At 62.2% G+C, this 25,771-nt stretch carries 23 protein-coding genes and 1 other RNA gene; 12 read left to right on the top strand and 12 right to left on the bottom strand.

Annotated elements, in window-relative coordinates; all coding sequences use genetic code 11:
* Window positions 1–39 precede the first annotated feature (39 nt).
* On the bottom strand, window positions 40–1,194 hold the full coding sequence (gene argE, locus CKW11_RS11505; RefSeq protein ID WP_095137612.1) for an acetylornithine deacetylase: 1,155 nt from the start codon (window positions 1,192–1,194) through the stop codon (window positions 40–42).
* A 156-nt stretch (window positions 1,195–1,350) separates the two neighbouring features.
* Between argE and CKW11_RS11510 the strand changes: the two genes are divergently transcribed.
* On the top strand, window positions 1,351–2,721 hold the full coding sequence (locus CKW11_RS11510) for an inorganic triphosphatase (RefSeq protein WP_095137613.1): 1,371 nt from the start codon (window positions 1,351–1,353) through the stop codon (window positions 2,719–2,721).
* A gap of 114 nt (window positions 2,722–2,835) precedes the next feature.
* On the opposite strand, the gene CKW11_RS11515 is transcribed toward CKW11_RS11510, so the two are convergent.
* The gene (locus tag CKW11_RS11515) at window positions 2,836–3,306 is read right to left on the bottom strand and encodes an Lrp/AsnC family transcriptional regulator (protein ID WP_007951785.1); all 471 of its coding nucleotides are present in this window, start codon (window positions 3,304–3,306) and stop codon (window positions 2,836–2,838) included.
* A gap of 126 nt (window positions 3,307–3,432) precedes the next feature.
* Between CKW11_RS11515 and CKW11_RS11520 the strand changes: the two genes are divergently transcribed.
* The 3 genes from CKW11_RS11520 (at window position 3,433) to CKW11_RS11530 (ending at window position 6,032) form a co-directional block, all read left to right on the top strand.
* Window positions 3,433–3,771, top strand: a complete 339-nt coding sequence (locus CKW11_RS11520; protein ID WP_095137614.1) for a hypothetical protein — start codon at window positions 3,433–3,435, stop codon at window positions 3,769–3,771.
* Between the two features lie 90 nt (window positions 3,772–3,861).
* Window positions 3,862–5,646, top strand: a complete 1,785-nt coding sequence (locus CKW11_RS11525) for a GspE/PulE family protein (protein WP_095137615.1) — start codon at window positions 3,862–3,864, stop codon at window positions 5,644–5,646.
* 65 nt (window positions 5,647–5,711) lie between these two features.
* On the top strand, window positions 5,712–6,032 hold the full coding sequence (locus tag CKW11_RS11530; RefSeq protein ID WP_169843014.1) for a DUF2388 domain-containing protein: 321 nt from the start codon (window positions 5,712–5,714) through the stop codon (window positions 6,030–6,032).
* A 188-nt stretch (window positions 6,033–6,220) separates the two neighbouring features.
* Here CKW11_RS11530 and gcvP read toward each other — a convergent pair whose 3' ends face one another.
* The 9 genes from gcvP to CKW11_RS11575 form a co-directional block, all read right to left on the bottom strand.
* A complete protein-coding gene (gcvP, locus tag CKW11_RS11535) occupies window positions 6,221–9,094 on the bottom strand; it encodes an aminomethyl-transferring glycine dehydrogenase (protein ID WP_095137616.1) in 2,874 nt (957 codons plus the stop codon).
* A gap of 202 nt (window positions 9,095–9,296) precedes the next feature.
* Window positions 9,297–9,680 carry a glycine cleavage system protein GcvH gene (gcvH, locus tag CKW11_RS11540; protein ID WP_095137617.1) on the bottom strand — a complete coding sequence of 128 codons (384 nt, stop codon included), beginning with the start codon at window positions 9,678–9,680 and terminating at the stop codon, window positions 9,297–9,299.
* A gap of 49 nt (window positions 9,681–9,729) precedes the next feature.
* Complete coding sequence (gene gcvT / locus CKW11_RS11545; RefSeq protein WP_095137618.1) at window positions 9,730–10,812, bottom strand: glycine cleavage system aminomethyltransferase GcvT; 1,083 nt, start codon at window positions 10,810–10,812, stop codon at window positions 9,730–9,732.
* 156 nt (window positions 10,813–10,968) lie between these two features.
* Entirely contained in the window at window positions 10,969–12,585 is a 1,617-nt protein-coding gene (locus CKW11_RS11550; RefSeq protein ID WP_095137619.1) for an iron ABC transporter permease, read from the bottom strand.
* Between the two features lie 199 nt (window positions 12,586–12,784).
* Window positions 12,785–13,789 (bottom strand): extracellular solute-binding protein, encoded by a 1,005-nt coding sequence (locus tag CKW11_RS11555; protein ID WP_095137620.1) that lies wholly within the window; start codon window positions 13,787–13,789, stop codon window positions 12,785–12,787.
* Between the two features lie 222 nt (window positions 13,790–14,011).
* Entirely contained in the window at window positions 14,012–15,229 is a 1,218-nt protein-coding gene (locus CKW11_RS11560; protein WP_177439998.1) for a 2-octaprenyl-3-methyl-6-methoxy-1,4-benzoquinol hydroxylase, read from the bottom strand.
* 109 nt (window positions 15,230–15,338) lie between these two features.
* Window positions 15,339–16,526 (bottom strand): 2-octaprenyl-6-methoxyphenyl hydroxylase, encoded by a 1,188-nt coding sequence (gene ubiH, locus CKW11_RS11565; RefSeq protein ID WP_095137622.1) that lies wholly within the window; start codon window positions 16,524–16,526, stop codon window positions 15,339–15,341.
* On the bottom strand, window positions 16,523–17,857 hold the full coding sequence (gene pepP, locus CKW11_RS11570) for a Xaa-Pro aminopeptidase (protein ID WP_095137623.1): 1,335 nt from the start codon (window positions 17,855–17,857) through the stop codon (window positions 16,523–16,525). Before pepP ends, ubiH begins: the two co-directional genes overlap by 4 nt.
* A gap of 27 nt (window positions 17,858–17,884) precedes the next feature.
* On the bottom strand, window positions 17,885–18,445 hold the full coding sequence (locus tag CKW11_RS11575; RefSeq protein ID WP_095137624.1) for a YecA family protein: 561 nt from the start codon (window positions 18,443–18,445) through the stop codon (window positions 17,885–17,887).
* Between the two features lie 130 nt (window positions 18,446–18,575).
* On the opposite strand from CKW11_RS11575, the gene CKW11_RS11580 reads away from it, so the two are divergent.
* From CKW11_RS11580 to CKW11_RS11595, 4 genes are all read left to right on the top strand, one after another.
* On the top strand, window positions 18,576–18,785 hold the full coding sequence (locus CKW11_RS11580) for a TIGR02449 family protein (protein WP_025112001.1): 210 nt from the start codon (window positions 18,576–18,578) through the stop codon (window positions 18,783–18,785).
* A complete protein-coding gene (locus tag CKW11_RS11585) occupies window positions 18,782–19,099 on the top strand; it encodes a cell division protein ZapA (RefSeq protein ID WP_008055229.1) in 318 nt (105 codons plus the stop codon). Before CKW11_RS11580 ends, CKW11_RS11585 begins: the two co-directional genes overlap by 4 nt.
* Before the next feature lie 30 nt (window positions 19,100–19,129).
* Window positions 19,130–19,308, top strand: a non-coding RNA gene (gene ssrS / locus CKW11_RS11590) — 6S RNA.
* 80 nt (window positions 19,309–19,388) lie between these two features.
* Entirely contained in the window at window positions 19,389–19,994 is a 606-nt protein-coding gene (locus CKW11_RS11595) for a 5-formyltetrahydrofolate cyclo-ligase (RefSeq protein ID WP_095137625.1), read from the top strand.
* Between the two features lie 35 nt (window positions 19,995–20,029).
* On the opposite strand, the gene CKW11_RS28650 is transcribed toward CKW11_RS11595, so the two are convergent.
* Window positions 20,030–20,185, bottom strand: a complete 156-nt coding sequence (locus CKW11_RS28650; RefSeq protein WP_003229308.1) for a hypothetical protein — start codon at window positions 20,183–20,185, stop codon at window positions 20,030–20,032.
* Window positions 20,186–20,382: 197 nt separating this feature from the next.
* Between CKW11_RS28650 and CKW11_RS11605 the strand changes: the two genes are divergently transcribed.
* From CKW11_RS11605 to CKW11_RS11620, 4 genes are all read left to right on the top strand, one after another.
* Window positions 20,383–20,832: an EVE domain-containing protein gene (locus tag CKW11_RS11605; protein WP_095137626.1), complete on the top strand. Its 450-nt coding sequence runs from the start codon at window positions 20,383–20,385 to the stop codon at window positions 20,830–20,832.
* A 121-nt stretch (window positions 20,833–20,953) separates the two neighbouring features.
* The gene (locus CKW11_RS11610; RefSeq protein ID WP_095137627.1) at window positions 20,954–21,919 is read left to right on the top strand and encodes an HlyD family secretion protein; all 966 of its coding nucleotides are present in this window, start codon (window positions 20,954–20,956) and stop codon (window positions 21,917–21,919) included.
* Window positions 21,916–24,642, top strand: coding sequence for a ribosome-associated ATPase/putative transporter RbbA (gene rbbA / locus CKW11_RS11615; RefSeq protein ID WP_095137628.1), 2,727 nt, complete (start codon window positions 21,916–21,918; stop codon window positions 24,640–24,642). Before CKW11_RS11610 ends, rbbA begins: the two co-directional genes overlap by 4 nt.
* Window positions 24,642–25,760 carry an ABC transporter permease gene (locus CKW11_RS11620; RefSeq protein WP_095137629.1) on the top strand — a complete coding sequence of 373 codons (1,119 nt, stop codon included), beginning with the start codon at window positions 24,642–24,644 and terminating at the stop codon, window positions 25,758–25,760. The genes rbbA and CKW11_RS11620 overlap by 1 nt, the downstream gene beginning before the upstream one ends.
* The last annotated feature ends 11 nt before the right edge of the window (window positions 25,761–25,771 follow it).

Below are 25,771 nucleotides of genomic sequence, written 5' to 3' on the forward strand. Positions count from 1 at the left end.
CACCGCTTTCGCGAGCAAGCCCGCTCCCACAGGTGGACATCATCGTTTGTCCGGGCTCAGGCAGTAATGTTCAATCAACTGCCGCAATAGTTGCACGGTAGGCTGCAAACGTGACATTTCAAGGTATTCGCCCGGCTGGTGCGCACACGCAATGTCGCCGGGGCCGAGCACAATGGTTTCGCAGCCAAGGCGCTGAAGATAAGGCGCTTCGGTGCCGAACGCTACTGCTTCGGCACTATGACCGGTGAGCTTTTCAGCGATGCGCACCAATTCAGCGTCTTCGGCCTGCTCAAACGACGGCACTTCCGGGAACAATGGCTGGTAGTCGATCTTCACCTGATGCCGCTCAGCCACCGGGTTGAGCTTGCGCAGAATCTCCGCACGCAGGACTTTCGGGTCCATGCCCGGCAACGGGCGCAGATCGAACTCCAGCGAACACTGGCCGCAGATGCGATTCGGATTGTCGCCGCCATGGATGCAACCAAAGTTCATGGTCGGTTGCGGCACACTGAACTGCGGGTTGTTGAATTCACGCTGCCATAGCAGGCGCAAACCGCGCAGTTCGCCAATGGCATCGTGCATCGCTTCGAGGGCGCTGTGGCCCAGGCGCGGATCCGACGAATGGCCGCTCTGCCCGAGGATATCGATGCGCTCCATCATGATGCCCTTGTGCATGCGGATCGGTTTGAGCCCGGTCGGCTCGCCGATCACCGCCGCACGGCCCAGCGGCTTGCCGGCCTCGGCCAGTGCGCGGGCACCGGACATCGAGCTTTCTTCATCACAGGTGGCGAGGATCAGCAGCGGTTGCTTGAACGGCTGGTCGAGCAGCGGCTGCACGGCCTCGATGATCAGGGCGAAAAAACCCTTCATGTCGCAACTGCCCAGGCCGACCCAGCGACCATCGACCTCGGTGAGTTTCAGCGGATCGGTCTGCCACAGCGCATCGTCATAAGGCACGGTATCGCTATGCCCGGCCAGCACCAGGCCGCCGGGGCCACTGCCAAAACTGGCGAGCAGGTTGAATTTGCCGGGGCTGACCTGCTGGATATCGCAGCTGAAGCCCAGATCACCCAGCCAACCGGCAAGCAAATCGATCACCGCCCGGTTGGACTGATCCAGGCTTGGTTGGGTGCAACTGACCGACGGTGCGGCGATCAGTGCCGCGAACTGGTCTTGCATGGATGGCAAAGGCATCGCTGACTCCAACTCCCGATTTGAAGTCCATCATAGAGCCATCCGGCGCTCGGAATAAACCGCCGCAGGGCGTAGGAAGTTTGAGTCCTGTACACTGCACGGCCTTGGCAGCCACACATTCCCCCGGCTGCGCTCCCGATCCTGGATTTTCCGGCCATGCAGAAAGAAACCGAAATCAAACTCCGCGTCAGCCGCGAAACCCTCGCTGCCCTGCGCGAGCACCCGCTACTGAAAAAACGCAACAAAAATGGCTGGGAACGCCGTGAGTTGATGAACCAGTACTTCGACACTCCCGAGCGCGATCTGGCCCAGGCCAAAGTCGCCCTGCGCCTGCGCAAGGACGGTGACGAAGTGATTCAGACCCTCAAGACCCGCGGCCAGAGTGTTGCCGGTCTGTCCGAGCGTAACGAGTACGACTGGAAGTTGCCCAAAGCCAAGCTCGACGTGAAGAAACTCGACGGTGAATGCTGGCCCGAGTCGCTGGCCGAGCTGGACAAGAAAACCCTGAAGCCGATCTTCACCACCGATTTCGTCCGCGAGCGCGCGGAAATCGCCTGGGGCCGCGGCAAGGCCAAAGTGGTTATCGAAGCTGCACTCGACCTCGGCCACGTGGTGGTCGGCAAACAGAAAGAAGAAATCTGCGAGCTGGAACTGGAACTGCGCGAAGGCGAGCCGGCCGCGCTGCTGGAACTGGCCGCCGAGCTGGCCGAAACCCTGGCTCTGATGCCGTGCGACATCAGCAAGGCCGAGCGTGGCTACCGCCTGTACGACGCCAACAGCTACTCGCTGAGCCTGCCGGCGCCGCAACTGACCCCGGAAACCCAACTCGACGACGCCTTCGCCGCACTGGCCTGGCACTTGCTCGGCAGCAGCCAGCGTCTGGCCGAACAATATCGCTTCAACGGCCACTGGCGCCTGCTGCAGGACTGGGTCGAGAACCTCGCGGAAATGCGCGCCCTGCTCAGCAGCCTCGGCCAGGCGGCACCGCGTCCGGCCACTCACGACTTGCGCGTGGCGCTGGATGCACTGCTCGAAGACTGGCGCCCGCTGGTTCAGGTCGGTATTGAAGACGAAGACGTGCGCAAGGCGGCGCCGGAGCAATTCCTCGAAGAGCTGGAAGACCCGCGCTGGGGCCTGTTCTCGCTGACTGTCTCGCGCTGGCTGCTGGCCCGCACCTGGACCGCCGAGCGCAACACCCGCGGCAACCGCCAGGGCGCCGCGCAACTGCACAGCTGGCTGCCGCGCATGCTGGGCGAAGAAGCCACGTCCCTGCAATTGCAGCGCTATCAGCAGCAGCCGGAAGATCTGGCCGAGCAACTGCCGCGCATCGAACGCATTCAGGTCTGGCTGCACCACGCGCGTAACGTGCTGGAGATCGCGGAAATGGATCGCCTGTACGGTGAGCTGAACAAACTGGCGCAACTGGCCAACGAGCCGACGATCACTGACGAACTGCTCGATGCGCGCAAGCAGCAGGCGATTGCGGTTTATCAGAATCGCGCGTGGAAAATGCTGCTGCGCATGTGATGACTGTGTGGTGAGGGGATTTATCCCCGATGGACTGCGCAGCAGTCCCTGCTTTCAACTAAGCGGGGGCCGCTTCGCGACCCATCGGGGATAAATCCCCTCGCCACAAAAGGATCAGCGCAAAACTGGCAGGCTGGTCGTGGATTTGATCTCCGATAGCGCCACAATCGAGTTCACTTCCTGAATCCCCGGCACCAGCGACAGCTTCTCGAAGAAGAACCGCTCATACGCCTCGATGTCCGCCGCGACAATCCGCAACAAAAAATCCACCGCGCCCATCAGCACATAACACTCCAGCACTTCCGGAAAACCGCGAATCGCCTCGGTGAATTCGGTGAAGTTCGACCGTCCGTGGGCGTTGAGTTTGATTTCGGCGAAGATCTGCGTGTTCAGGCCGATCTTCTTGCGATCAAGCAAGGTCACCTGCCCGCGAATGATCCCCTCCTCCTTCATCCGCTGAATCCGCCGCCAGCACGGCGATTGCGACAGCCCCACCTGCTCGGCGATCTGTGCGCTGGACAGCGAAGCGTCCTCTTGCAGCAGGGCGAGAATCCGCCGGTCGTAGCTGTCCAACTCGCTATGCATAACCAATCCTCAAAATGATCATTTACCGAATTGTTCTTGTCGAGCAATCCGCAAATTCGCTCATCTTAGACAAGAAATGCCCGGCATCGAATGTAAAAATTCCTCCACTGACTCTGGAGACCGGACATGCCTCACCTCGAAGCCGTGACTACCCCCGCGCCCCGCGCCGATGTGTGGAACGTCAACAACGCGCACTGCTGCGCGCGTTATCAGCTGCTCGCCGAAGCCGAGCCGGATCTGTTGGTGCGGGTGCTGAACCTGTTTGCGCTGCAATTTCTGACGCCGGTCCAGGTCAACGCCGAGCGTCTGGACGATCTGCTGTCGATCGATATCACCATTGACGGACTGAGCTGGCATCGCGCCCAGGTGATTGCGGAAAAACTTCGTAACTTGATCAGCGTCTGCTCGGTGAACCTGCAAGACGCCGACACGGCGTGGTCTGCGTCGGCCCAGGCAGCCGGCTGACAAATCCGGCAACGGCTTTGTCGGGTAGTGGCCCAACGGTCTGCGGGGCCAAGACTATCCTTTGCGCACAGTCGTTCAAAAGGAGCCCGCATGTCCGTTCAACTCGCCACTCAGGACCGCTGGCTGGATCTCAACGATGTGTTGCGTGAACTGGTTGCCCAAGGCTTTATCAGCCAGGATTCGGCGGAGCAGGCGCTCAACGCCCGGCGCCGCCACGCGACCCACGGCCAGCAACATCCGCTGGAGTTCATCGCCAGCCAGCAACTGGATGACCTCAGCCGTCCAGGCAAACATCTGGACCTGGAAAGCCTGACCCTGTGGCTGGCGCAGCAGGCCGGTCAGCCGTACATGCGCATCGACCCGTTGAAGATCAACGTTGCGGCGATCACCCCGCTGATGTCTTACGCCTTTGCCCAGCGCCACAAGATTCTTGCGGTAGCGGTCGACCGCGACGCCGTGGTCGTCGCCAGCGCCCAGCCCTACGTCACCGGCTGGGAGGCTGACCTGACACACGTGCTGAAGTTGCCGATCAAACGGGTGGTCGCCAACCCGGTAGACATCCAGCGTTTCAGCGTCGAGTTCTTCCGCCTCGCCAAATCGGTCAGCGGCGCCAGCAATGCCGACGCGCAGAGCGGCAACCTCGGCAACTTCGAACAACTGCTCAACCTCGGCGCCAGCGATCAGGAGCCGGACGCCAACGATGCGCACATCGTCAACATCGTCGACTGGCTGTTCCAGTACGCCTTCCAGCAGCGCGCCAGTGATATCCACATCGAACCGCGCCGCGAACAGGGCACCGTGCGTTTCCGCATCGACGGCGTGTTGCACAACGTCTATCAATTCCCGCCGCAGGTGACCATGGCGATCGTCAGCCGCCTGAAAAGCCTCGGGCGGATGAACGTCGCCGAGAAGCGCAAACCCCAGGACGGCCGGGTCAAGACCAAGACCCCGGACGGCGGCGAGGTAGAACTGCGGCTCTCAACACTGCCCACCGCGTTTGGCGAAAAAATGGTCATGCGGATTTTTGACCCGGAGGTGCTGCTCAAGGATTTCGATCAGTTGGGCTTTTCCGCCGACGACCTGCGCCGCTGGCAGGACATGACCCGCCAACCCAACGGCATCATTCTGGTCACCGGGCCGACCGGTTCGGGCAAGACCACCACGCTCTACACCACGCTGAAGAAACTGGCGACGCCGGAGATCAACCTCTGCACCATCGAAGACCCGATCGAAATGGTCGAGCCGGCGTTCAACCAGATGCAGGTGCAGCACAACATCGACCTGAGCTTCGCCGCCGGCGTGCGTGCGCTGATGCGGCAAGACCCGGACATCATCATGATCGGCGAGATCCGCGACCTGGAGACCGCGGAAATGGCGATTCAGGCCGCACTCACCGGCCATCTGGTGCTGTCGACCCTGCACACCAACGATGCCCCCAGCGCGATCAGCCGACTGCTGGAACTCGGCGTGCCGCACTATCTGATCAAAGCCACGGTGCTCGGGGTCATGGCCCAGCGTCTGGTGCGCACCCTGTGCCCGCACTGCAAGGCGCCGCTGACCCTGGAAGAGGAAGACTGGCAGACCCTGACCCGCCCATGGCAGGCGCCGCTGCCGGGCAATGCGCAACGGGCGATCGGTTGCCTGGAATGTCGCGACACCGGTTATCGCGGACGCGCCGGGGTCTACGAAATCATGCAGTTGAGCGATAGCCTCAAAGCGCTCATCACCCCGGACACCGACCTCACTGCCATCCGTCGCCAGGCCTTCAAGGAAGGCATGCGCAGCCTGCGCCTGTCGGGTGCGCAGAAGGTCGCGGCGGGGCTGACCACCCTTGAAGAAGTGCTGCGGGTGACCCCGCAGAGCGAGCAGAAATAGGCAACTACGGAACCGGATTGGCGAATCGTTATCCAACGCCGTAGTTAACCCCCAGGAGTCACTCAATCATGCGTCTCAAACTTGCTGTCGCCACCCTTGCCTTGCTGTCCCTTCCCGTTGGTTCAGCGATGGCTGACAGCTTTTGGCGTAACGTCATTTCGTCCGGCGCCACCACCGGTTCGACATATCTGACCTTCAAGGATCACAAGCTGATCGTTGCCGCACAGGACGATGCCGGCAGCTTCGTTGCCAGCGATGGCGGCATCCGTGGGCCGTACCTGGAAGCAGCCATGCAGAAAGTCCGTGCCGACAACCCGGGCCTGCAGGCCACGGACATGGAACTGGCGAATGCGATTCTGGCGAAGAATGCAGTGGCATCCGAGTAAGGTTGCCGCCAACAAAAATGCCGCTCGATCGAGCGGCATTTTTTTGCCCATAATTTCGAATTCACCACACCACCCTGTGGGAGCCGGCTTGCTCGCGAAGGCGTCGTGTCAGAAAAAATACATGTGCATGAACCACCGCCTTCGCGAGCAAGCCCGCTCCCACAATGGCTCTGCGTGTTGCCTGAAGATCAGCGGTAATCGTCCACCGGGACGCAGGCACAAAACAGATTGCGATCCCCATAAACGTTATCCACCCGATTCACCGCCGGCCAATACTTGTGCGCCTTGGTGTGCGCATCCGGGGTGATGCCCTGTTCGATGCTGTAAGGCCGCTCCCAGACTCCGGTGACATCCGCCAGTGTATGCGGTGCGCGTTTAAGCGGATTGTCTTCCGCCGACCAGTTGCCGTTCTGCACTTCGGTGATTTCCGCACGGATGCTCAGCATGGCGCCGATAAACCGATCCAGCTCGGCCTTCGATTCGCTCTCGGTAGGCTCGACCATCAAGGTGCCCGGCACCGGGAATGACATGGTCGGTGCGTGGAAGCCGTAGTCCATCAGACGCTTGGCGACATCTTCTTCGCTGATCCCGGTCTGCGCCTTCAGCGGCCGCAAATCCAGGATGCATTCATGGGCCACCCGCCCGTTGCGCCCGGTGTACAACACCGGAAATGCGCCGGATAAGTGCTGCGCCAGATAATTCGCGGCGAGGATCGCCACCTCGCTGGCATCCGCCAGTTGCGGTCCCATCATCGCAATGTACATCCAGCTGATCGGCAAAATGCTCGCACTGCCCCACGGCGCTGCGCTGACCGCGCCGTTCTGCGGCAGCGGGCCGTCAATCGGCACCACCGGGTGATTGGCAACGAACGGCGCCAGGTGCGCGCGAATGCCGATCGGCCCCATGCCCGGCCCGCCGCCGCCATGGGGGATGCAGAAAGTCTTGTGCAAGTTCATGTGCGACACGTCGGCACCAATGTCCGCCGGCCGCGCCAGCCCGACCTGTGCATTGAGATTGGCGCCGTCCATGTACACCTGCCCGCCGTGTTTGTGGATAACTTCGCAGATTTCGCTGATGCCCTCCTCGTACACGCCGTGAGTCGATGGATAGGTCGCCATCAGGCACGACAACTTGTCCCCCGCCTCGGCCGCCTTGGTCTTCAGGTCGTCCAGATCGACGTTGCCGGCTTCGTCGCACTCGACGATCACCACGCGCATCCCGGCCATCTGCGCCGAGGCCGGGTTGGTGCCGTGGGCCGAGGACGGGATCAGGCAAATATCCCGCGCGCCCTGCTGCCGGCTCTCGTGGTATTTGCGAATCGCCAGCAGCCCGGCGTACTCGCCCTGAGCGCCGGAGTTGGGCTGCATGCAGATCGCATCGAACCCGGTGATCGCGCACAACCAGCGCTCCAGTTCTTCGATCATCAAGGTGTAACCGAGCGCCTGTTCCCGAGGCGCGAACGGGTGCAGATTGGCGAACTGCGGCCAAGTGATCGGGATCATCTCGCTGGTGGCGTTGAGTTTCATGGTGCAAGAGCCCAGCGGGATCATCGACTGGTTGAGCGCCAGATCCTTGTTCTCCAGTTGCTTGAGGTAGCGCAGCATTTCGGTTTCGCTGTGATGCGCGTTGAACACCGGATGGCGCAGGTACGGTGTGTTGCGCTGCAGGGGGTCGGGAATGCCGGAAACCAGGACTTCTGCATCAATTTCGTCGACGTTAAACCCATGATCGGCACCCAGCAGCACATCAAACAGCCTGGCCACCGTGTTTTCATCGCTGGTCTCATCGAGGCTCAGCCCGACGCGACCGCGCCCGAGAATCCGCAGGTTGATCTGCGCGGCCTTGGCGCTGTCGATGATCGCGCTCTGCGCGCCTCCTACGTCGAGGGTCAGGGTGTCGAAAAACTGCCGGTTGACCCGCGCAATACCATGGCGCTCAAGGCCCGCCGCCAGAATGCAGGTCAAGCGGTGCACCCGCTGGGCGATCCGCTTCAAGCCTTGCGGCCCGTGGTACACCGCGTAGAAACTGGCGATGTTGGCCAACAGCACCTGCGCGGTGCAGATGTTCGAGTTGGCCTTCTCGCGGCGAATGTGTTGTTCGCGGGTTTGCAGGGCCATGCGCAACGCGACGTTGCCACGAGCGTCTTTCGACACGCCGATGATCCGCCCCGGAATCGCCCGTTTGTACTCCTCGCGGCTGGCAAAAAACGCTGCGTGCGGGCCACCGTAGCCCATCGGCACGCCAAAGCGCTGGGACGAACCGAACACCACGTCCGCGCCCAGTTCACCCGGCGGCGTCAGCAGCAACAGGCTCAACAAATCCGTAGCGACGCAGGCCAGCGCCTGCTGTGCGTGCAACTGATCGATGACCGGACGCAAGTCACGGATCTCGCCGTGGGTGTCGGGATACTGCAGCAGTGCGCCGAACACCTGATGCTGCTTCAAGTTATCCACCGCGTCGATGATCAGCTCGAAGCCGAAGCCTTCGGCACGGGTCTGCACCACGGAGATGGTTTGTGGATGACAGTTCTCGTCGACGAAAAACAGGTTGCTCCTCGATTTCGCCACGCGTTTGGCCAGCGCCATGGCCTCCGCAGCGGCGGTGGCTTCGTCGAGCAACGAGGCGTTGGCCAGTTCAAGTCCGGTGAGGTCGATGGTCAGTTGCTGGAAATTCAGCAGCGCTTCGAGACGGCCTTGGGCGATCTCCGGTTGATAAGGGGTATAGGCGGTGTACCAACCGGGATTTTCCAGCACGTTGCGCAGGATGACCGTCGGCGTCAACGTGCCGTGGTAACCCATGCCGATCAGGCTGGTCCACACCTGGTTCTGCTCGGCATAACCGCGCAGCTTGGCCAGCGCCGCCTGCTCATCAAGGGCCGGTGGCAAATCCAGCGCCCGGTTCAGGCGAATGCCCGGCGGCACCGTCTGCTCGATCAGTTCGATCCGGCTACCGAGACCGAGGCTGTCGAGCATCGCCTGCTGTTCGGCGGCGTCGGGGCCCAAATGGCGGCGCAGGAAGGCTTCGGGGTCGCGTAACTGGCTCAAGGATGGCAACTGGGACATGACGGGCTCTCTCTTGGCTGGCGCTCGGCGTCAATGCAACACGGTCAAACCAGCATAGCAGTGCCCTTGAAGATCAAAAGATCGCAGCCTTCGGCAGCTCCTACAGAGCAATGGTGTGCATTCTGTAGGAACTGCCGAAGGCTGCGATCTTTTGATTCAAAAAAGCCCCGACGAGTCGGGGCTTTGGGGTATTGATCAGAGCTTACTCGCCAATGACAGCCTTGTAGGCAGCGGCATCGAGCAGCTTGTCCAGCTCAGCCTTGTCAGTTGGCTTGAGCTTGAAGATCCACGCACCGTACGGGTCGGAGTTCAGCAGTTCAGGCGAACCACCCAGCTCGTCGTTGACGGCAATCACCTCACCGCCGATCGGGGCGTAGATGTCGGAAGCGGCTTTCACCGATTCAACGACGCCAGCCTGATCTTCAGCAGCGAACACCTTGCCCACTTCAGTCAGCTCGACGAACACCACATCGCCCAGCGCTTCCTGCGCGTGATCGCTGATGCCCACAGTAACGGTGCCGTCGGCTTCCAGACGCGCCCACTCATGACTTTCGGCAAAACGCAGTTCAGCGGGGATATTGCTCATGCTCGGTGTCCTCAAGAAAATTGTCAGCGGTCAGGCCCGCCGGAAAAGGTCAGATCAAGGTTTTACCATGGCGCACGAAGGTCGGTTTGACCACTCGTACCGGATACCACTTGCCACGGATTTCCACTTCGGCGCGGTCGGCGGTAGCCATCGGTACACGCGCCAGGGCAATCGATTTGCTTAGCGTAGGAGAGAAACTACCACTGGTGATCTCTCCTTCGCCAACATCGGCGATACGAACCACCTGATGAGCACGTAAAACACCCCGTTCCTCAAGCACCAGGCCCACCAGTTTGTGCGCAACGCCAGCGGCTTTTTCCGCTTCCAGCGCCGCCCGACCGATGAACTGGCGCGAGGCCGGTTCCCAGGCGATGCTCCAGGCCATATTGGACGCCAGCGGCGAGACATCCTGATGAATGTCCTGGCCATAGAGGTTCATCCCGGCTTCGACCCGCAGGGTGTCGCGGGCACCGAGGCCGATCGGCGAAATGCCGGCACCGACCAGATCGTAGAAGAACCCCGGGGCCTGATCGGCCGGCATGGCGATTTCCAGGCCGTCCTCACCGGTGTAACCAGTACGCGCAATAAACCAGTCGCCATCGACTTCGGCTTCAAACGGTTTGAGGTGATGGATCAGTGCCGCGCGGGACTGGGTTACCAGTTCGGCGATCTTGTGCCGGGCCTGCGGGCCTTGAATGGCGAGCATTGCCAGATCCTGACGCTCGTGCAATTGCACGTCGTAACCGGCGACCTGCGCCTGCATCCAGGCCAGATCCTGATCGCGGGTGGAGGCGTTGAACACCAGGCGATAACGGTCTTCGAGGCGATAGACGATCATGTCGTCGACGATGCCGCCACGCTCGTTGAGCATCGTGCTGTAGAGCGCGCGGCCGGGGCGGTGTAGGCGCTCGACGTCATTGGCCAGCAAATGCTGCAGCCAAGCCTTGGCCTGGGCACCGGTGACATCGATCACGGTCATGTGGGATACATCGAACACCCCGCAATCGCGGCGCACCTCGTGGTGTTCCTCGACCTGCGAGCCGTAATGCAGGGGCATGTCCCAACCGCCAAAATCGACCATCTTCGCGCCGAGGGCGAGATGCAGGTCATACAGAGGCGTACGCTGTCCCATGGGTTTCTCCTTCCGGGCGTGGCGAAGGTGCGGACAGCCGCTGTACGGGGTGAAAGCCGCGAAATAGAAGGCTTTCAGCCGATTTCAGCGAACGGGTCTGTCAGACGAACCGCACCGAATGCCGCGCATTGTAGCCGCATGATTCAGGACTCACTACTAAGTGTTTCGGTGCGCGGAGCGGCGGATCAGGCCGATGACCGGCAACAGACCGACCAATACCAGGGTCAGCGCCGGCAGCGACGCCCGTGCCCACTCGCCCTCGCTGGTCATTTCAAAGATCCGCACCGCCAGCGTGTCCCAGCCAAACGGGCGCATCAGCAGGGTCGCGGGCATTTCCTTGAGCACATCGACGAACACCAGCAATGCCGCGCTCAGCGTGCCGGGCAGCAACAGCGGCAGATACACTTTGAAAAACAGTCGCGGCCCACTGACACCGAGGCTACGTGCCGCTTCGGGCAAAGACGGCCGTATACGCGCCAGACTGTTTTCCAGCGGCCCGTAGGCCACCGCGATAAAGCGCACCAGATAGGCCATCAGCAACGCCGCCAGACTGCCCAGCAGCAGCGGCTTGCCGGCGCCGCCGAGCCAGCCCGACAGCGGAATCACCAGTTCGCGGTCGAGATAACTGAACGCCAGCATGATCGACACCGCCAGCACCGAACCCGGCAGCGCATAACCAAGATTGGCCAGACTGACACCGGAACGGATCGCCCGGGTCGGCGCCAGACGTCGGGCGAAGGCCAACAGCAACGCGACGCTGACGGTGATCAGCGCCGCCATGCCGCCCAGATACAGGGTGTGCAGGATCAGCCCGGCATAACGCTCATCGAGATCAAAGCGCCCGCGCTGCCAGAACCAGACGATCAACTGCAGCAGCGGAATCACGAACGCGCAGGCGAACACCAACGAGCACCAACCGGTCGCCGCGAACGCCTTGAACCCGCGCAGCTGATACAGCGCCTTGACCCGAGGGCGCTCGTTGCTCGCCCGGTTGGCGCCGCGCGCACGCCGCTCGCCATAGAGCACCAGCATCACGACCAGCAGCAACAGGCTCGCCAGTTGCGCCGCGCTCGGCAGGCTGAAGAAGCCGTACCAGGTCTTGTAGATGGCGGTGGTGAAGGTGTCGAAATTGAACACCGACACCGCGCCGAAATCTGCCAGCGTCTCCATCAGCGCCAATGCGACACCGGCGCCGATCGCCGGACGCGCCATCGGCAACGCCACCCGCCAGAACGCCTGCCATGGCGACTGCCCGAGTACCCGCGCCGCTTCCATCAGGCCTTTGCCCTGCGCGAGAAACGCGGTGCGCGCCAGCAGATAGACGTAGGGATAAAACACCAGCACCAGCACCACGATCACCCCGCCGGTGGAGCGCACGCGCGGCAGGCGCAGGCCGCTGCCGAACCACTCACGCAGCACGGTTTGTACCGGGCCGGCGAAATCCAGCAGACCAACGAAGACGAACGCCAGCACATAGGCCGGAATGGCGAATGGCAACATCAGCGCCCAGTCGAGCCAGCGCCGTCCGGGGAATTCGCAGAGGCTGGTGAGCCACGCCAGACTGACGCCGAGCAGCGTCACACCGACGCCAACGCCGATCACCAGCGTCAGAGTGTTGCCCAGCAGGCGCGGCATCTGGGTTTCCCACAGGTGCGACCAGATCTGCTGATCGATGGTCTGCCACGACAGCAGCAGAACACTCAGGGGCAACAGCACCAGCGCGGCAATGGCGAGGACGATGGGGTACCAGCGGCGTTGGGCGGGGTGGGCCAAGGGGGTTCTCTAATAAATCGTGGGTTGGCGCAAGAGTAATGCCAGCCCCAATTGTGGCGAGGGGATTTATCCCCGATCGGATGCGCAGCATTCGTAAAAGCTACGCCCGCGGTGTATCAGTACGCTTTGATTAAGGGCATTGGGGGTGCTTCGCACCCCATCGGGGATAAATCCCCTCGCCACAGGATATAACCAGGTTTTAGTTCCAGCCGGCCCGATCCATCATCCGGATCGCCTCGGCCTGACGCTTGCCCGCCACTTCCACCGGCAAGGTATCAGCGACGAACTGGCCCCACGCCGCCACTTCTTCCGAAGGCTTCACTGCCGGGTTGGCCGGGAACTCCTGGTTGACGTCGGCGAAGATCTTCTGCGCTTCAGGCGTGGTCATCCACTCGACCAGTGCCTTGGCCGCTTCCGGATGCGGCGCGTGTTTGGTCAGGCCGATGCCCGAGAGGTTCACGTGTACGCCGCGATCAGCCTGATTCGGCCAGAACAGTTTCACCGGCAGGTCCGGCTTCTGCTTGTGCAGGCGCCCGTAGTAGTAGGTGTTGACGATGCCGACGTCGCACTGCCCGGCGTTGATCGCCTCCAGCACCGCTACGTCGTCGGAGAACACATCGGTGGACAGGTTGTTGACCCAGCCCTTGAGGATCTTTTCGGTCTTCTCGGCGCCGTGCACTTCGATCATGGTCGCGGTCAGCGACTGGTTGTAGACCTTCTTCGCCGTGCGCAGGCACAGGCGTCCTTCCCAGTTCTTGTCGGCCAGCGCTTCGTAAGTGGTCAGTTCGCCCGGTTTCACCCGCTCGGTGGAATAGGCGATGGTCCGCGCGCGCAGGCTCAGGCCGGTCCAGGCGTGGCTGGAGGAGCGGTATTGCGCGGGAATGTTGCTGTCGATGGTCTTCGAGGTAAACGGCTGGAGGATGCCCATCTGCTCGGCCTGCCAGAGGTTGCCGGCATCGACGGTGAGCAGCAGGTCGGCGGTGGCGTTTTCGCCTTCGGCCTTGATCCGCTGCATCAGCGGCGCTTCCTTGTCGGTGATGAACTTGATCTTCACCCCGGTTTTCGCGGTGTAGGCGTCGAACACCGGTTTGATCAACTCATCGATACGCGAGGAGTAGACCACCACCTCGTCGGCGGCCTGGGCGGCGGTGCTGCCGATCAGGGTCAGGGCCATTGCGGTCAGGAGACGCTTGGGTGCCAACATGGGAGTGATCTCTCGGTCGGGAAATGTGGGCCAAATGATAAGGACTCACATTTACCAGCTCAATCGATCACTTGGGCAAGGAGTTACCAGATGTTGCACAAGCTGAAATTCATGGCGTCGGTTCTGGCCCCTTCGCGAGCAAGCCCGCTCCCACCCTGGAAATGCATTCCAATGTGGGAGCAGGCTTGCTCGCCGAAGAGGCCATCAGCCTCAATAAAGATCTCAGGGTTTGGCCAGTGCCGGCAGATCCCCGGTCAACCCCAGCGCCTCACGCACAAACAACGCCTTGGCCTCCGGCATCTGCTCCACCAGTTTCAATCCGACGTTGCGCAACCAGCGCACCGGCAACGGGTCAGCCTGGAACAGACGCTCGAAGCCCTCCATCGCCGCCATCAATGCCAGGTTGTGCGGCATGCGCCGACGCTCGTAACGGCTCAGCACCTTCACGTCCGCCAGCCGTTCGCCGCGTTCCGCCGCCTGCAACAGCACTTCAGCCAGCACCGCCGCATCGAGGAAACCGAGGTTCACCCCCTGCCCGGCCAACGGGTGAATGGTGTGCGCGGCATCGCCGATCAATGCCAGGCCTTCGGCTACATAGCGTTTGGCGTGGCGTTGACGCAACGGCACACACAGCCTTGGATCAGCGCTGATCACCTCGCCCAGGCAACCTTCGAACGCCCGCTCCAGCTCTCCGCAGAACGCCGCTTCATCCAGCGCCATCAGGCGTTCGGCTTCACTTGGCGTGGTCGACCAGACGATCGAGCACCAGTCCTGCTGCCCGTCACGCTCCAGCGGCAGAAACGCCAGCGGCCCGTGATCGGTGAAACGCTGCCACGCGGTCATCCGGTGCGGTTTGCTGCTGCGCACACTGGTAACGATGGCGTGGTGCAGATAATCCCACTCGCGGGTGGCGACGCCGGTCAGGCGGCGCACCGCCGAGTTGGCGCCGTCTGCGGCAATCACCAGCGGCGCACGCAACTGCCGACCATCGGCCAGGGTCAGCAGCCAGTCGTCGCCGGAGCGACGCATCTGCTCCAGTCGTGCGTTGGCCAGCATGCCCAGATCGCAATCGTGCAAGCGATCGAGCAAGGCATCCTGCACCACGCGGTTTTCGACGATATGTCCGAGCACTTCGGCATGCACACTGCTCGCCGAGAAATGAATCTGTCCGGTGCCGCTGCCGTCCCACACATGCATGTCGGTGTACGGGCTGCTGCGGCGTTTGGCGATGCCGTCCCAGACACCAAGGCGTTCGAGTATCCGCTGGCTGGCCGCCGACAAGGCGCTCACCCGCGGCTCGAACGGCGCGTCGGCGTCGAACGGTTTGACGCTCAGCGGGCTACCGTCGAGCAGCAACACTTCCAGGCCGCTGTCCTGCAACGCCAACGCAAGGGCGCTGCCGACCATTCCGGCTCCGACAATCAGCAGATCTGCGCGCATTTCCATGCTTTAAGCCTGTCTCGCTGGCGGCATGCGCCGCCCGTAAAGGGTTCTAGCGAGCACGCCAGTTAGCGGCGCGCTGCTGAAAGTGAAAGTGCCGACCCGCCGCTCAAGCATCCGGCCGCGTCCCCAGCCCCATGGCCTGACGGGCAAACCAGCGCTTGGCCGGTGGCAGCAGATCGAGGCCGAGCAGGCCGATGTTGCGTCCCAGCGAGACCAGCGGCTGGGTGCTGCCGAACAGTCGCGTGACCTGATCGGAGAAGCCCACGGTGAGCTCTTGATCCAGACGCTGCCGCTCGCGATACGCCTGCAAGGTGGCGAAGTCGCCCAGCGACTGGTCACTAGCGAGCAGTGCGGCGGCCAAGGCATCGGCGTCGCGCAGGGACAGGTTGAAACCCTGCCCGGCGATCGGGTGCAGGCTGTGCGCGGCATTGCCGAGCACGGCCAGATGCGAGCGCACCTGCTCCTCGGCCTCGACCAGTGACAACGGATACAAATGCCGCGCGCCGACCTGTTTCAAGGTGCCGAGGCGGTAGCCGAACACACCCTGCAATTCACTGAGGAAATCGCGCTCACTCAAGTCTGCCAGACGCTGCGCGTCCATGCCCAGGCGGGTCCAGACCAGTGCGCAACGGTTGTCCGGCAGCGGCAGCAAGGCCATCGGGCCTTCGTCGGTGAAACGCTCGAAGGCCATGCCGTTGTGCGCTTCACTCGGGGTGATGTTGGCGATCAGCGCGCTCTGGTTGTACGGACGCTTGCGCACGTTGATGCCCAGTTGCTCGCGCAAACCGGAACGGCCGCCATCGGCCAGCACCGCCAGATCGCACTCGACGGTGGTTTCATCGTTGAGGGTCAGGCGATAGCCGTCGGGCAGCGGCTCCATGCGCGTGACTTCCGCCGGGCAGCGCCAGCTGATCACGTCTTTATCCAGGTGCTGCCAAAGGCACTGGCCGAGCCAGGCGTTTTCCACCACATAACCGAGCGCCGGCACGCCCTCTTCCATCGCCGACAGACGGGCGGTGGAGAAGCGACCACGGTCGGAGACGTGAATCTGTTTGATCGGCTCGGCGCGGCGGGAAATCTCCTGCCACACGCCCAGCCGTTGATAGATCTGCCGCGAACCGAAGGACAGCGCCGACGAACGCGCGTCGTAGCTCGGCTGCCAGCTGTCGCCGGGGGCGAACGGTTCAATCAGGACAATTTTCCAGCCGCGGGCCTTGGCCCCGGCCTGCAAAGCCAACGCCAGACTGGCGCCGACCAGGCCGCCACCGATGATTGCCAGATTGACTCGACTCATGCCGCGTGTGTCCGTGCTTGCGCCATCAGCGCTTCGATCTCGGCGACGGTTTTCGGTACGCCGCTGGTCAATATTTCACAACCGGTCTTGGTCACTACCACGTCATCCTCGATGCGCACGCCAATGCCGCGCCATTTCTTTGCTACGTTCTGGTTGTCCGGGGCGATATAAATGCCCGGTTCCACGGTCAGCGCCATGCCGACCTCCAGCACCCGCCATTCACCGCCGACCTTGTACTCGCCAACGTCATGTACATCCATGCCCAGCCAATGGCCGGCACGGTGCATGTAAAACGCTTTATAGGCTTCGGTCGCGATCAGCTCATCGACCTCGCCTTGCAGCAATCCAAGTTTCACCAGCCCCGTGGTGATCACCCGAACCGTGGCTTCGTGCGCCTGATTCCAATGCTTGTTCGGAGCGATTTCAGCGAACGCGGCTTCCTGCGAGGCCAGCACCAGTTCGTAGATCGCTTTCTGCTCGGCGGAAAACTTGCCGTTGACCGGCCAGGTGCGGGTGATATCGCTGGCGTAGCAGTCGATCTCGCAACCGGCGTCGATCAACACCAGATCGCCGTCCTTGAGCAGCGCGTCATTCTGCTGGTAATGCAGGATGCAGCTATTGCGCCCGGCGGCGACGATCGAACCGTAGGCCGGCATCTTCGCCCCGCCCTTGCGGAACTCGTAATCGAGCTCGGCTTCCAGGCTGTACTCGTACAGCCCCGGCCGGCTGGCCTGCATCGCGCGGATATGCGCCTGAGCGGAAATCCGTGCGGCTTCGCGCATCACCTTCACTTCTGCCGCCGATTTATACAGGCGCATGTCGTGCAGCAGGTGATCCAGGGCAACGAATTCGTTCGGTGGCTGGGCGCCCAGGTGCGCCTTGGAGCGGATCACGTTGATCCAGTCCATCAGGTGCCGATCGAATTCCGGGTTGCTGCCCATCGCCGAATACACCCGATCGCGGCCTTCGATCAGGCCCGGGAGGATGTCGTCGATGTCGGTGATCGGGAACGCGTCGTCGGCGCCGTAATCACGGATCGCGCCTTCCTGCCCGGCGCGCAGGCCGTCCCATAACTCGCGCTCGGCATTGCGCTCACGGCAGAACAGCACGTACTCGCCATGCTCGCGGCCGGGCATCAGGACGATGACCGCCTGTGGCTCGGGAAAACCGCTGAGGTACTGGAAGTCGCTGTCCTGGCGGTAGACGTGCTCGACGTCGCGGTTGCGAATGGCCACCGCGGCGGCGGGCAGAATCGCGATGCTGTTGGGTTCCATCTGCGCCATCAGGGCCTTGCGGCGACGGCTGTATTCCGCTTTGGGGATATGGGTCATGGGCAGATGGCTTTCCCTGGCACGCGATTAATGCAGCGACGGCTTGGCGGCTGGCGGCACGTCGGCTTTCTTGGTTTCCGAGAACAGCAACAGCGGCGCGACGCGCAGGTATTCCATGACTTCCATGTAGTCGCTTTCGCCGTCTTCGGATTCTTCCAGAGCGTCTTGCACCTGGGAAATCGCGGCCAGATCCTGCAGCACTTCGGTGGCTTCAGTGCTGAGCATGCTGCTGTCGCGGCAGTTCAGACCGAAACCGCTGAGGAAGCCCTGGCACCATTGGCCCAGTGCGGCGGCGCGGTCGGCCAGCGGTGCATCATCGGTCGGCAACAGCAGAACGACGGTGACGTCGCTGCCGGTCAGCTCGCCCTTGACCATCTCCTGCAGGCCGATCAGGGCGTTGCGGACGTTGTCCTGGATGTCGCCTTCGAGCAGTTCGGCGGCGTCGATCAACCAGCCTTCGTTATCGAAGCCGGCACCGGCGCAGCTGCGGCCGAGCAGCAGGCCATGCAGTTCGGCAGGCGAGACGTTGTGGCCGCTGGTGGTCAGCAGGGTGGCAAAGGCTTGGTACGGGGAATTCGCAATGGTCATGGGCAGCTAGGCGCCAGACGGCGCTATGTCTAGAATGAAGGCCTTGTATCCTACATCGACAGACTCGCCAAGACTATTAAAGGCTGTCCGCCAGCTATCCCATCAGACAGACTCCGACCCAGTGGACACAATGGAAGACACCGACCTGCAAGCGCTGATGGCCAGACTCGAACTGCTGATTAGTCGAGTCGAGCAACTTAAGAGTCAAAACGCACTCTTACTAGCTCAGGAAAAGACCTGGCGCGAGGAACGCGCTCACCTCATTGAAAAAAACGAAATCGCCCGGCGTAAGGTCGAATCGATGATTTCGCGCCTCAAGGCCCTGGAGCAAGACTCATGAGTTCAAGCAATAGCGTTACCGTGCAGATCCTCGACAAAGAATATTCGATCATCTGCCCCCAGGAAGAACGCAGCAATCTGGTCAGCGCCGCCCGCTACCTGGACGGCAAGATGCGCGAGATCCGCAGCAGCGGCAAAGTCATCGGCGCCGACCGTATTGCGGTGATGGCCGCGCTGAACATCACCCACGACCTCTTGCACAAAGAAGAGCGCCCGGACATCCAGGCCAGCGGCTCGACCCGTGAACAGGTGCGCGACTTGCTCGATCGTGTCGATCTGGTGCTGGCGACCGATCCGGACGTCACCAAGGGCTGATTCGCCTGGCTGCTTGAGGTATACTCGCGGCACTCCCTGGGGTGCTTGCCAGTTGACGATGTCCCTGAGCCGATTTGCACTACCCTGGAGGTTGCACGTTGGGCTGGTGTGCATGTCCGCCAGACGGAAAGCCTTAAAGTCTACTGCATCCTCCACCTTGAACTTTCGGGTTCAAGGGCTAAGTTGACAGCGGTTCATCCGGGGAGCCTGATTCGAATCCGATGCCGGTTTTTGCCGGCATCGGATTTTTTATGCGTGCGTTTTCGCCCTCACCTGCCGAAGCCGAACCATGACCGAACCTGCGCTGCTGCCCCGCCCGCAACTCCGCCGCCTGCTGCGCAAGGCGCGTCGCTCACTGACTCCCGGTGAACAGCGCCAGGCCGCCAAAGGCCTGTTCCGCCAACTGGCGCAAGACCCGCACTTTCGCCGGGCCCGACATATCTCGCTGTATCTGCCCACCGACGGTGAAATCGACCCGCGCCTGCTGCTGCGCGAAGCTCAGCGCCGAGGCAAAGCCACGTATCTGCCGGTGCTCAGCGCCTGGCCACGAACCAAAATGGTGTTCCAGCGGATTCGCCCCGGCGACAAGCTCAAGCCCAATCGCTTCCGCATCCTCGAACCGCGGGCCAATCTGGCCCACCAGCGCAAGATCTGGACCCTGGATCTGGTGTTGTTGCCACTGGTTGGGTTTGACGACGTTGGCGGACGCCTGGGGATGGGCGGCGGTTTCTATGATCGCAGCCTGGCGTACCTGGCCCGGCGCAAGAACTGGCGCAAGCCGACGTTGCTGGGCCTGGCCCATGAATGTCAGAAGGTCGAACGCCTGGCGCAGGCCAGCTGGGATGTACCGTTGCAGGGCACGGTCACCGATAAGGCGTGGTATTTCGCAGGGTAGACGCCGCGCTGATCAGCGGCGTCGGGAAGGCAGTTTCAGCGCTTGAAGGCGGTCGACTGTTGAACCTGTTGCGCGACTTCAACCGGAGCATCGGTCTTGCTCGTCCACAAACTTTGCGCGTAACCGGTGGTTACGACGCCAAGGCCGAACAAAATAACCAAAGTCCATAGCAAATCCGGTTTGCGTTTCATCGATTGCCCCCCTCAAGGCACATCATCACGATGACAGCAGCGGTTTCCGTTCGTAGGCCGTGCAGCAGCGTCAAGCTTTAAAGGCCGGCATTTTGCGACAACGTGAACCCGGGCGCAAATGCTGACGTCAACCGACCGTCGGTTTGTCATAAAATTGCCCGACAACCTGCCCAATCACCGCTTGAGGAGCAAAAGACATGGCCTATTGGCTGATGAAATCCGAGCCTGACGAACTCTCGATCAAAGATCTGGAGGTACTCGGCAAAGCGCGCTGGGACGGGGTTCGCAACTATCAGGCGCGCAATTTCCTAAGGGCGATGGCGGTGGGCGATGAGTTCTTTTTCTACCACTCCAGCTGCCCGGAGCCGGGGATTGCCGGAATCGGCAGGATTATTCAGGCGGCGTACCCGGATCCCACCGCACTGGAACCCGAAAGCCATTACTTCGACCCGAAAGCCACACCCGAGAAAAACGCCTGGAGTGCGATTGATGTTGCACACGTCGAGACGTTTGCCCGGGTGCTGAAGCTCGATTACCTGAAACAGCAGACCGCGCTGGCCGAAATGCCGCTGGTGCAAAAGGGCAGTCGCCTGTCGGTGATGCCGGTGACGGCCGAACAGTGGGCCGCGGTGCTTGGTTTGCGCTGAGAACTCGCCAGTCACGGTTTTTACCGGCAAAAGGGGCTAGGCTTGGCGCTCATTTGACTGACATCAAGCGAATGGAACGCTTGAACAGTCAGACTGGAAGTCACAGCCGCAGGATGCCCCCATGTCGACGCACAGCCGTTCTTCACTTCTATACGCCGGTTCGCTCCTGGTATTACTCGCCGTCGCTGGCGGCCTCGGTTACTGGATCTCGATCAGCAGCCGGCTGGTCGAAGGACTGTCGATGGGCAACGGGCGGCTGGAAGCCACCGAAGTGCAGATCGCCAGCAAGACCCCCGGGCGCCTCGCCGAGGTGCTGGTCGATGAAGGCGACAAGGTCAGCAAAGGGCAACTGCTGGCACGCATGGACACCCGCACCCTCGAAGCCCAGCGCAATCAGGCCGAAGCCGAAGTGTTGCGCGCCCGGGAGAATCTCAACGCCGCTCAGGCCAATGTGCAATTGCGCCAGAGTGAACTGCTGCTGGCCCAGCAGGAGCTCGGCCGCTCGCAATCACTGTTCAAGCACGGTTACGTCAGCGCGCAGATCATCGATCAGCTGCAGTCACGTATCGGCACTGGCAACGCTGCCGTCGTCGCCGCCCGGGCTCAGGTGTCTGCTGTCAGTGCGGCGATTGGCGCGGCACAGGCTCAAGTCGCGCAGTTGACCAGTGAAATTGACGACAGCAGTCTGCGCGCGCCAATTGATGGCGTGATTCAGCTGCGCATGGCCGAACCCGGCGAAGTGCTGGGGGCCGGTGGTCGCGTGCTGTTGCTGATCGATCCCAACGACCAGTACATGAACCTCTATCTGTCAGCCGCGGTGGCCGGGCGCCTGGCGGTGGGCGATGACGCGCGAGTGTTGCTCGATGCCTTGCCCGATAAACCGCTGCCGGCAAAAATCAGCTTCGTCGCGGCCAAATCGCAGTTCACCCCCAAAGAGGTCGAGACCCGCGACGAGCGGCAAAAACTGGTGTTCCGCGTCAAGCTGCGCCTGCTCCAGCCCAGCGCCGTGCCGCAGGCCAAACCCGGCATGCCCGGGGCCGGCTACGTGCGGATCGCCCCCGTCGAATGGCCGGCCAATCTGCAATGAGCGGCCTTGCGGTTCAAGCGACCGGTATCGCCCACCGCTACGGCAAACAGCAAGCGCTGAGCGACATCGCTTTCAGCCTGCCCGCCGGCACCCGTTGCGGGCTGATCGGCCCTGATGGTGCGGGCAAGTCCAGCCTGCTGGGATTGATTGCTGGCGTGAAGACCCTGCAACAAGGGCAACTGGAGGTGCTCGGTGGTGCGATCGAGGATCGCCGGCATCGCGACACACTCTATGCGCGCATCGCCTTCATGCCGCAGGGGCTGGGCGGCAATCTATACCCGGAGCTGTCGATCCGCGAGAACATCCAGTTCTTTTCGACGCTGTTCGGCCTGTCCAAGGCTGAAAGCGAGCAGCGCATGCACAGCCTGTTGCTCGCCACGGATCTGCTGAAATTCGCCGAGCGCCCCGCCGGTAAATTGTCCGGCGGCATGAAGCAGAAACTCGGGCTGTGCTGCGCGCTGATCCATGAACCGGATCTGCTGATCCTCGATGAGCCGACCACCGGCGTCGACCCGCTCTCGCGTCAGCGCTTTTGGGAATTGGTCGACGACGTGCGACGCCAGCGCCCGCAACTGACGCTGCTGGTCGCCACGGCCTATATGGAAGAAGCCGAGCAGTTCGAGCATTGCCTGATGCTCGATGCCGGCAAGTTGATCGCCACCGGCCTGAGTCGTGAGCTGGCGACCGTCACCCCCAGCGGCAAACTCGATGACGCCTTCACCCACTTCCAGGGCGACAGCCAGCATGACGCTCAGCCGCTGGTGATTCCACCGCGCGCCGGCAACAGCGGTGACATCGCCATTGAAGCCCACGACCTGACGCTGCGCTTCGGCGATTTCACCGCCGTGGATCACGTCAGTTTTGCCATTGGCCGTGGCGAGATTTTCGGTTTTCTCGGCTCCAACGGCTGCGGCAAGACCACCACCATGAAAGTCCTGACCGGGCTGATGCCGGCCAGTGAAGGCAGTGCGACGCTGCTCGGCAACCCGGTGAACGCCAAGGATCTGGCCACGCGCAAGCGGGTCGGCTTCATGTCGCAGAGTTTTTCGCTGTATGGTGAACTCAGTGTGCGGCAGAACCTCGAACTGCACGCGCGGCTGTTCGACCTGCCCAAAACCGAGAGCGCGCAACGCATCGAGGCGTTGATTCAGCGCTTCAATCTGCTCGCGGTCGCCGACCAGCCGTCCGGGGCATTGCCATTGGGGCTGCGCCAGCGTCTGTCACTGGCGGTGGCGGTGCTGCACCGCCCGGAAGTGCTGATCCTCGATGAGCCGACTTCCGGCGTCGACCCGGCAGCTCGCGATGACTTCTGGCGGCTGTTGATCGAGTTGTCCCGCGAACAGGGCGTGACGATCTTCCTCTCCACGCATTTCATGAACGAAGCGCAGCGCTGCGACCGCATCTCGCTGATGCACGCGGGCAAGGTCCTCGCCTGCGACACCCCGGCGGCGCTGCAACGCCAGTTCGCCGGAGAGACGCTGGAAGCGGCCTTCGTCACTTGCCTGGAACAGGCTCAGGGCGCTCAGCCATCAGCGCCTGTGGCCGAACCGCAAATGGCGCCGCCGAGCGCAGGGACAACTCCCCTGCCCCGCCACGGTTTCAGCCTCGGTCGCCTGTTGGCCGTGGCCAGTCGCGAAGGCAAGGAGCTATTGCGCGACAAAGTGCGCATGGCGTTCGCCTTGGCCGGGGCGATTTTCATGATGGTGATCTTCGGTTACGGCATCTCGCTGGACGTGGAAAACCTCGCGTTTGCCGTGTACGACCAGGATCAGACGCCGCAGAGCCGGGCTTATCTGGAGGCGTTTCGCGGTTCCCGGTACTTCGACGAACAGCCGGCCATTCACGACCCGCAGGAACTGCACCGGCGCCTGCAACGTTCGGAAATCAAACTGGCGCTGGAGATTCCCCCCGGATTCGGCCGCGATCTGTACGCCGGGCGCCAACCCGCTGTGGCGGCGTGGCTGGATGGCGGCATGCCGTTTCGCGCCGAAACCAGCCGTAACTATGTTGAAGCCGTGCACCTGGGCAATCTGCAACAGTTGGCCGAACAAAGTAGCCCGGCGCTGGCCCACCCGGCGGCGGCCAGCCTGGAAACCCGCTTTCGCTACAACCAGGACGTGGTCAGCGTCAACGCCATCGGCCCCGGGGTCATGGCGCTGATTCTGGCGTTCATTCCGGCGATGCTCACGGCGCTCGGCATCGTCCGCGAAAAGGAGCTGGGCTCGATCACCAACTTCTACGCCACGCCCCTGACCCGCCTCGAGTTTCTGCTGGGCAAACAGGCGCCGTATCTGCTGATCAGCCTGGTCAATCTCGCGTTGCTGGTGGCGATGAATCGCTGGCTGTTCGGCGTGCCGTTCAAGGGCAGCCTGCTGACGCTGGCGTTCGGCGGCCTGCTGTACGTGTTGGCGACCACCAGCATGGGCCTGCTGATCTCGGCGTTCACCCGTACACAAATCGCCGCGATCCTCGGCACCATGATCATCACCAGCCTGCCGACCATCCAGTTCTCCGGGTTGATCGTGCCGCGCTCTTCACTGGAAGGTGCGGCAGCGGTGATGGGCATGCTGTTTCCGGCGGGGCATTTCCTCGACATCGCGGTGGGCACGTTCACCAAAGCGCTGGATTTGCGTCAGCTGTGGCCGCAATGCCTGGCGCTGTTCGGGTTCTTTTTCGGGTTCACCGGGCTGAGCCTGATCATGCTGAAAAAGCAGGAGGCTTGATGCACAAGTTCGCGCACATCCTGCGCCTGGGACTCAAAGAGCTGACCAGCCTGCGCCATGACAGCGTGTTGCTGCTGTTCCTGTTCTACGCCTTCACTGTGGCCATTTACATGCCCGCCGCCGGTTCAGTGATCGGCGTGCACAACGCCAGCGTGGCCATCGTCGATGAAGATCACAGCGCCCTCTCCCGACAACTGGCCCAGGCCCTGCAGCCACCCGAGTTCCAGACGCCGGTGCTGCTGCCTTATGCGCAGCTGGATCAGGTGATGGACAGCGGTGAATACACCTTCGTCATCAACATTCCGGCGGGCTTTCAAACCGACCTGCTGGCGGCACGGCAACCGGCAATTCAGGTCAACGTCGATGCCACGGCCATGAGCCAGGCGTTCATGGGCGCCGGCTACATCAGCCGGATCTTCCAGCGCGAACTGCTCGACTATGCCGGTCAGGGCAATGCAGCCGCCAAGGCGCCCGTGCAACTGACCACCCGGGCCCTGTTCAACACCAATCTGGAGGGAGGCTGGTTTCTGGCGGTGATTCAGATCGTCAACAACATCACTATTCTGGCGATCATCCTCACCGGCACGGCGCTGCTGCGCGAACGCGAACACGGCACGCTCGACCATTTGCTGGTGCTGCCGCTGACGGCGCTGGAAATCATGCTGGCGAAAATCTGGAGCAACCTGCTGGTGGTGGTGCTGTGCACCTGGCTGTCGCTGGAGGTGGTGGTCAAAGGCCTGTTGGGTGTGCCGTTGGCCGGCTCGATGAGCCTGTTTTTGCTGGTGACTGCGGTTTATCTGTTTGCCAGTACCGCGCTGGGCATCTTTCTGGCGACGCTCGCGCGTTCAACCCCGCAATTCGGCCTGCTGGCGATTCCGGTGATCATCCCGATGTTGCTGCTGTCGGGCGGCAGCACGCCATTGGACAGCATGCCGCAGTGGCTGCAATGGGTGATGCAGGGCTCGCCGTCCACGCACTTTGTCAGCCTCAGCGCCGCGATTCTGTTTCGCGACGCCGGGCTGAGCGTGGTCTGGCCGGACTTGCTGGCGCTGACGGCTATCGGCCTGCTGTTCTTCGTTATCGCCCTGGCGCGCTTTCGCAAGAGCCTGGCGTCCTGAACAGCGGCCAG

The sequence above is a fragment of the Pseudomonas sp. Irchel s3a10 genome, from assembly GCF_900187525.1.
Classification (GTDB): domain Bacteria; phylum Pseudomonadota; class Gammaproteobacteria; order Pseudomonadales; family Pseudomonadaceae; genus Aquipseudomonas; species Aquipseudomonas koreensis_G.

Excerpts from the sequence above, each read along its gene's own strand:
- CKW11_RS28650 (WP_003229308.1), bottom strand. The coding sequence starts at position 20,185 with ATGAAACGCAAACCGGATTTGCTATGGACTTTGGTTATTTTGTTCGGC.
- CKW11_RS11610 (WP_095137627.1), top strand. The coding sequence starts at position 20,954 with ATGTCGACGCACAGCCGTTCTTCACTTCTATACGCCGGTTCGCTCCTG.
- gcvP (WP_095137616.1), bottom strand. The coding sequence starts at position 9,094 with ATGTCCCAGTTGCCATCCTTGAGCCAGTTACGCGACCCCGAAGCCTTC.
- CKW11_RS11555 (WP_095137620.1), bottom strand. The coding sequence starts at position 13,789 with ATGTTGGCACCCAAGCGTCTCCTGACCGCAATGGCCCTGACCCTGATC.
- rbbA (WP_095137628.1), top strand. The coding sequence starts at position 21,916 with ATGAGCGGCCTTGCGGTTCAAGCGACCGGTATCGCCCACCGCTACGGC.
- ubiH (WP_095137622.1), bottom strand. The coding sequence starts at position 16,526 with ATGAGTCGAGTCAATCTGGCAATCATCGGTGGCGGCCTGGTCGGCGCC.
- gcvH (WP_095137617.1), bottom strand. The coding sequence starts at position 9,680 with ATGAGCAATATCCCCGCTGAACTGCGTTTTGCCGAAAGTCATGAGTGG.
- CKW11_RS11620 (WP_095137629.1), top strand. The coding sequence starts at position 24,642 with ATGCACAAGTTCGCGCACATCCTGCGCCTGGGACTCAAAGAGCTGACC.
- CKW11_RS11605 (WP_095137626.1), top strand. The coding sequence starts at position 20,383 with ATGGCCTATTGGCTGATGAAATCCGAGCCTGACGAACTCTCGATCAAA.
- CKW11_RS11585 (WP_008055229.1), top strand. The coding sequence starts at position 18,782 with ATGAGTTCAAGCAATAGCGTTACCGTGCAGATCCTCGACAAAGAATAT.
- CKW11_RS11525 (WP_095137615.1), top strand. The coding sequence starts at position 3,862 with ATGTCCGTTCAACTCGCCACTCAGGACCGCTGGCTGGATCTCAACGAT.
- pepP (WP_095137623.1), bottom strand. The coding sequence starts at position 17,857 with ATGACCCATATCCCCAAAGCGGAATACAGCCGTCGCCGCAAGGCCCTG.
- CKW11_RS11580 (WP_025112001.1), top strand. The coding sequence starts at position 18,576 with ATGGAAGACACCGACCTGCAAGCGCTGATGGCCAGACTCGAACTGCTG.
- CKW11_RS11595 (WP_095137625.1), top strand. The coding sequence starts at position 19,389 with ATGACCGAACCTGCGCTGCTGCCCCGCCCGCAACTCCGCCGCCTGCTG.
- gcvT (WP_095137618.1), bottom strand. The coding sequence starts at position 10,812 with ATGGGACAGCGTACGCCTCTGTATGACCTGCATCTCGCCCTCGGCGCG.
- argE (WP_095137612.1), bottom strand. The coding sequence starts at position 1,194 with ATGCCTTTGCCATCCATGCAAGACCAGTTCGCGGCACTGATCGCCGCA.
- CKW11_RS11575 (WP_095137624.1), bottom strand. The coding sequence starts at position 18,445 with ATGACCATTGCGAATTCCCCGTACCAAGCCTTTGCCACCCTGCTGACC.
- CKW11_RS11510 (WP_095137613.1), top strand. The coding sequence starts at position 1,351 with ATGCAGAAAGAAACCGAAATCAAACTCCGCGTCAGCCGCGAAACCCTC.
- CKW11_RS11515 (WP_007951785.1), bottom strand. The coding sequence starts at position 3,306 with ATGCATAGCGAGTTGGACAGCTACGACCGGCGGATTCTCGCCCTGCTG.
- CKW11_RS11520 (WP_095137614.1), top strand. The coding sequence starts at position 3,433 with ATGCCTCACCTCGAAGCCGTGACTACCCCCGCGCCCCGCGCCGATGTG.
- CKW11_RS11560 (WP_177439998.1), bottom strand. The coding sequence starts at position 15,229 with ATGCGCGCAGATCTGCTGATTGTCGGAGCCGGAATGGTCGGCAGCGCC.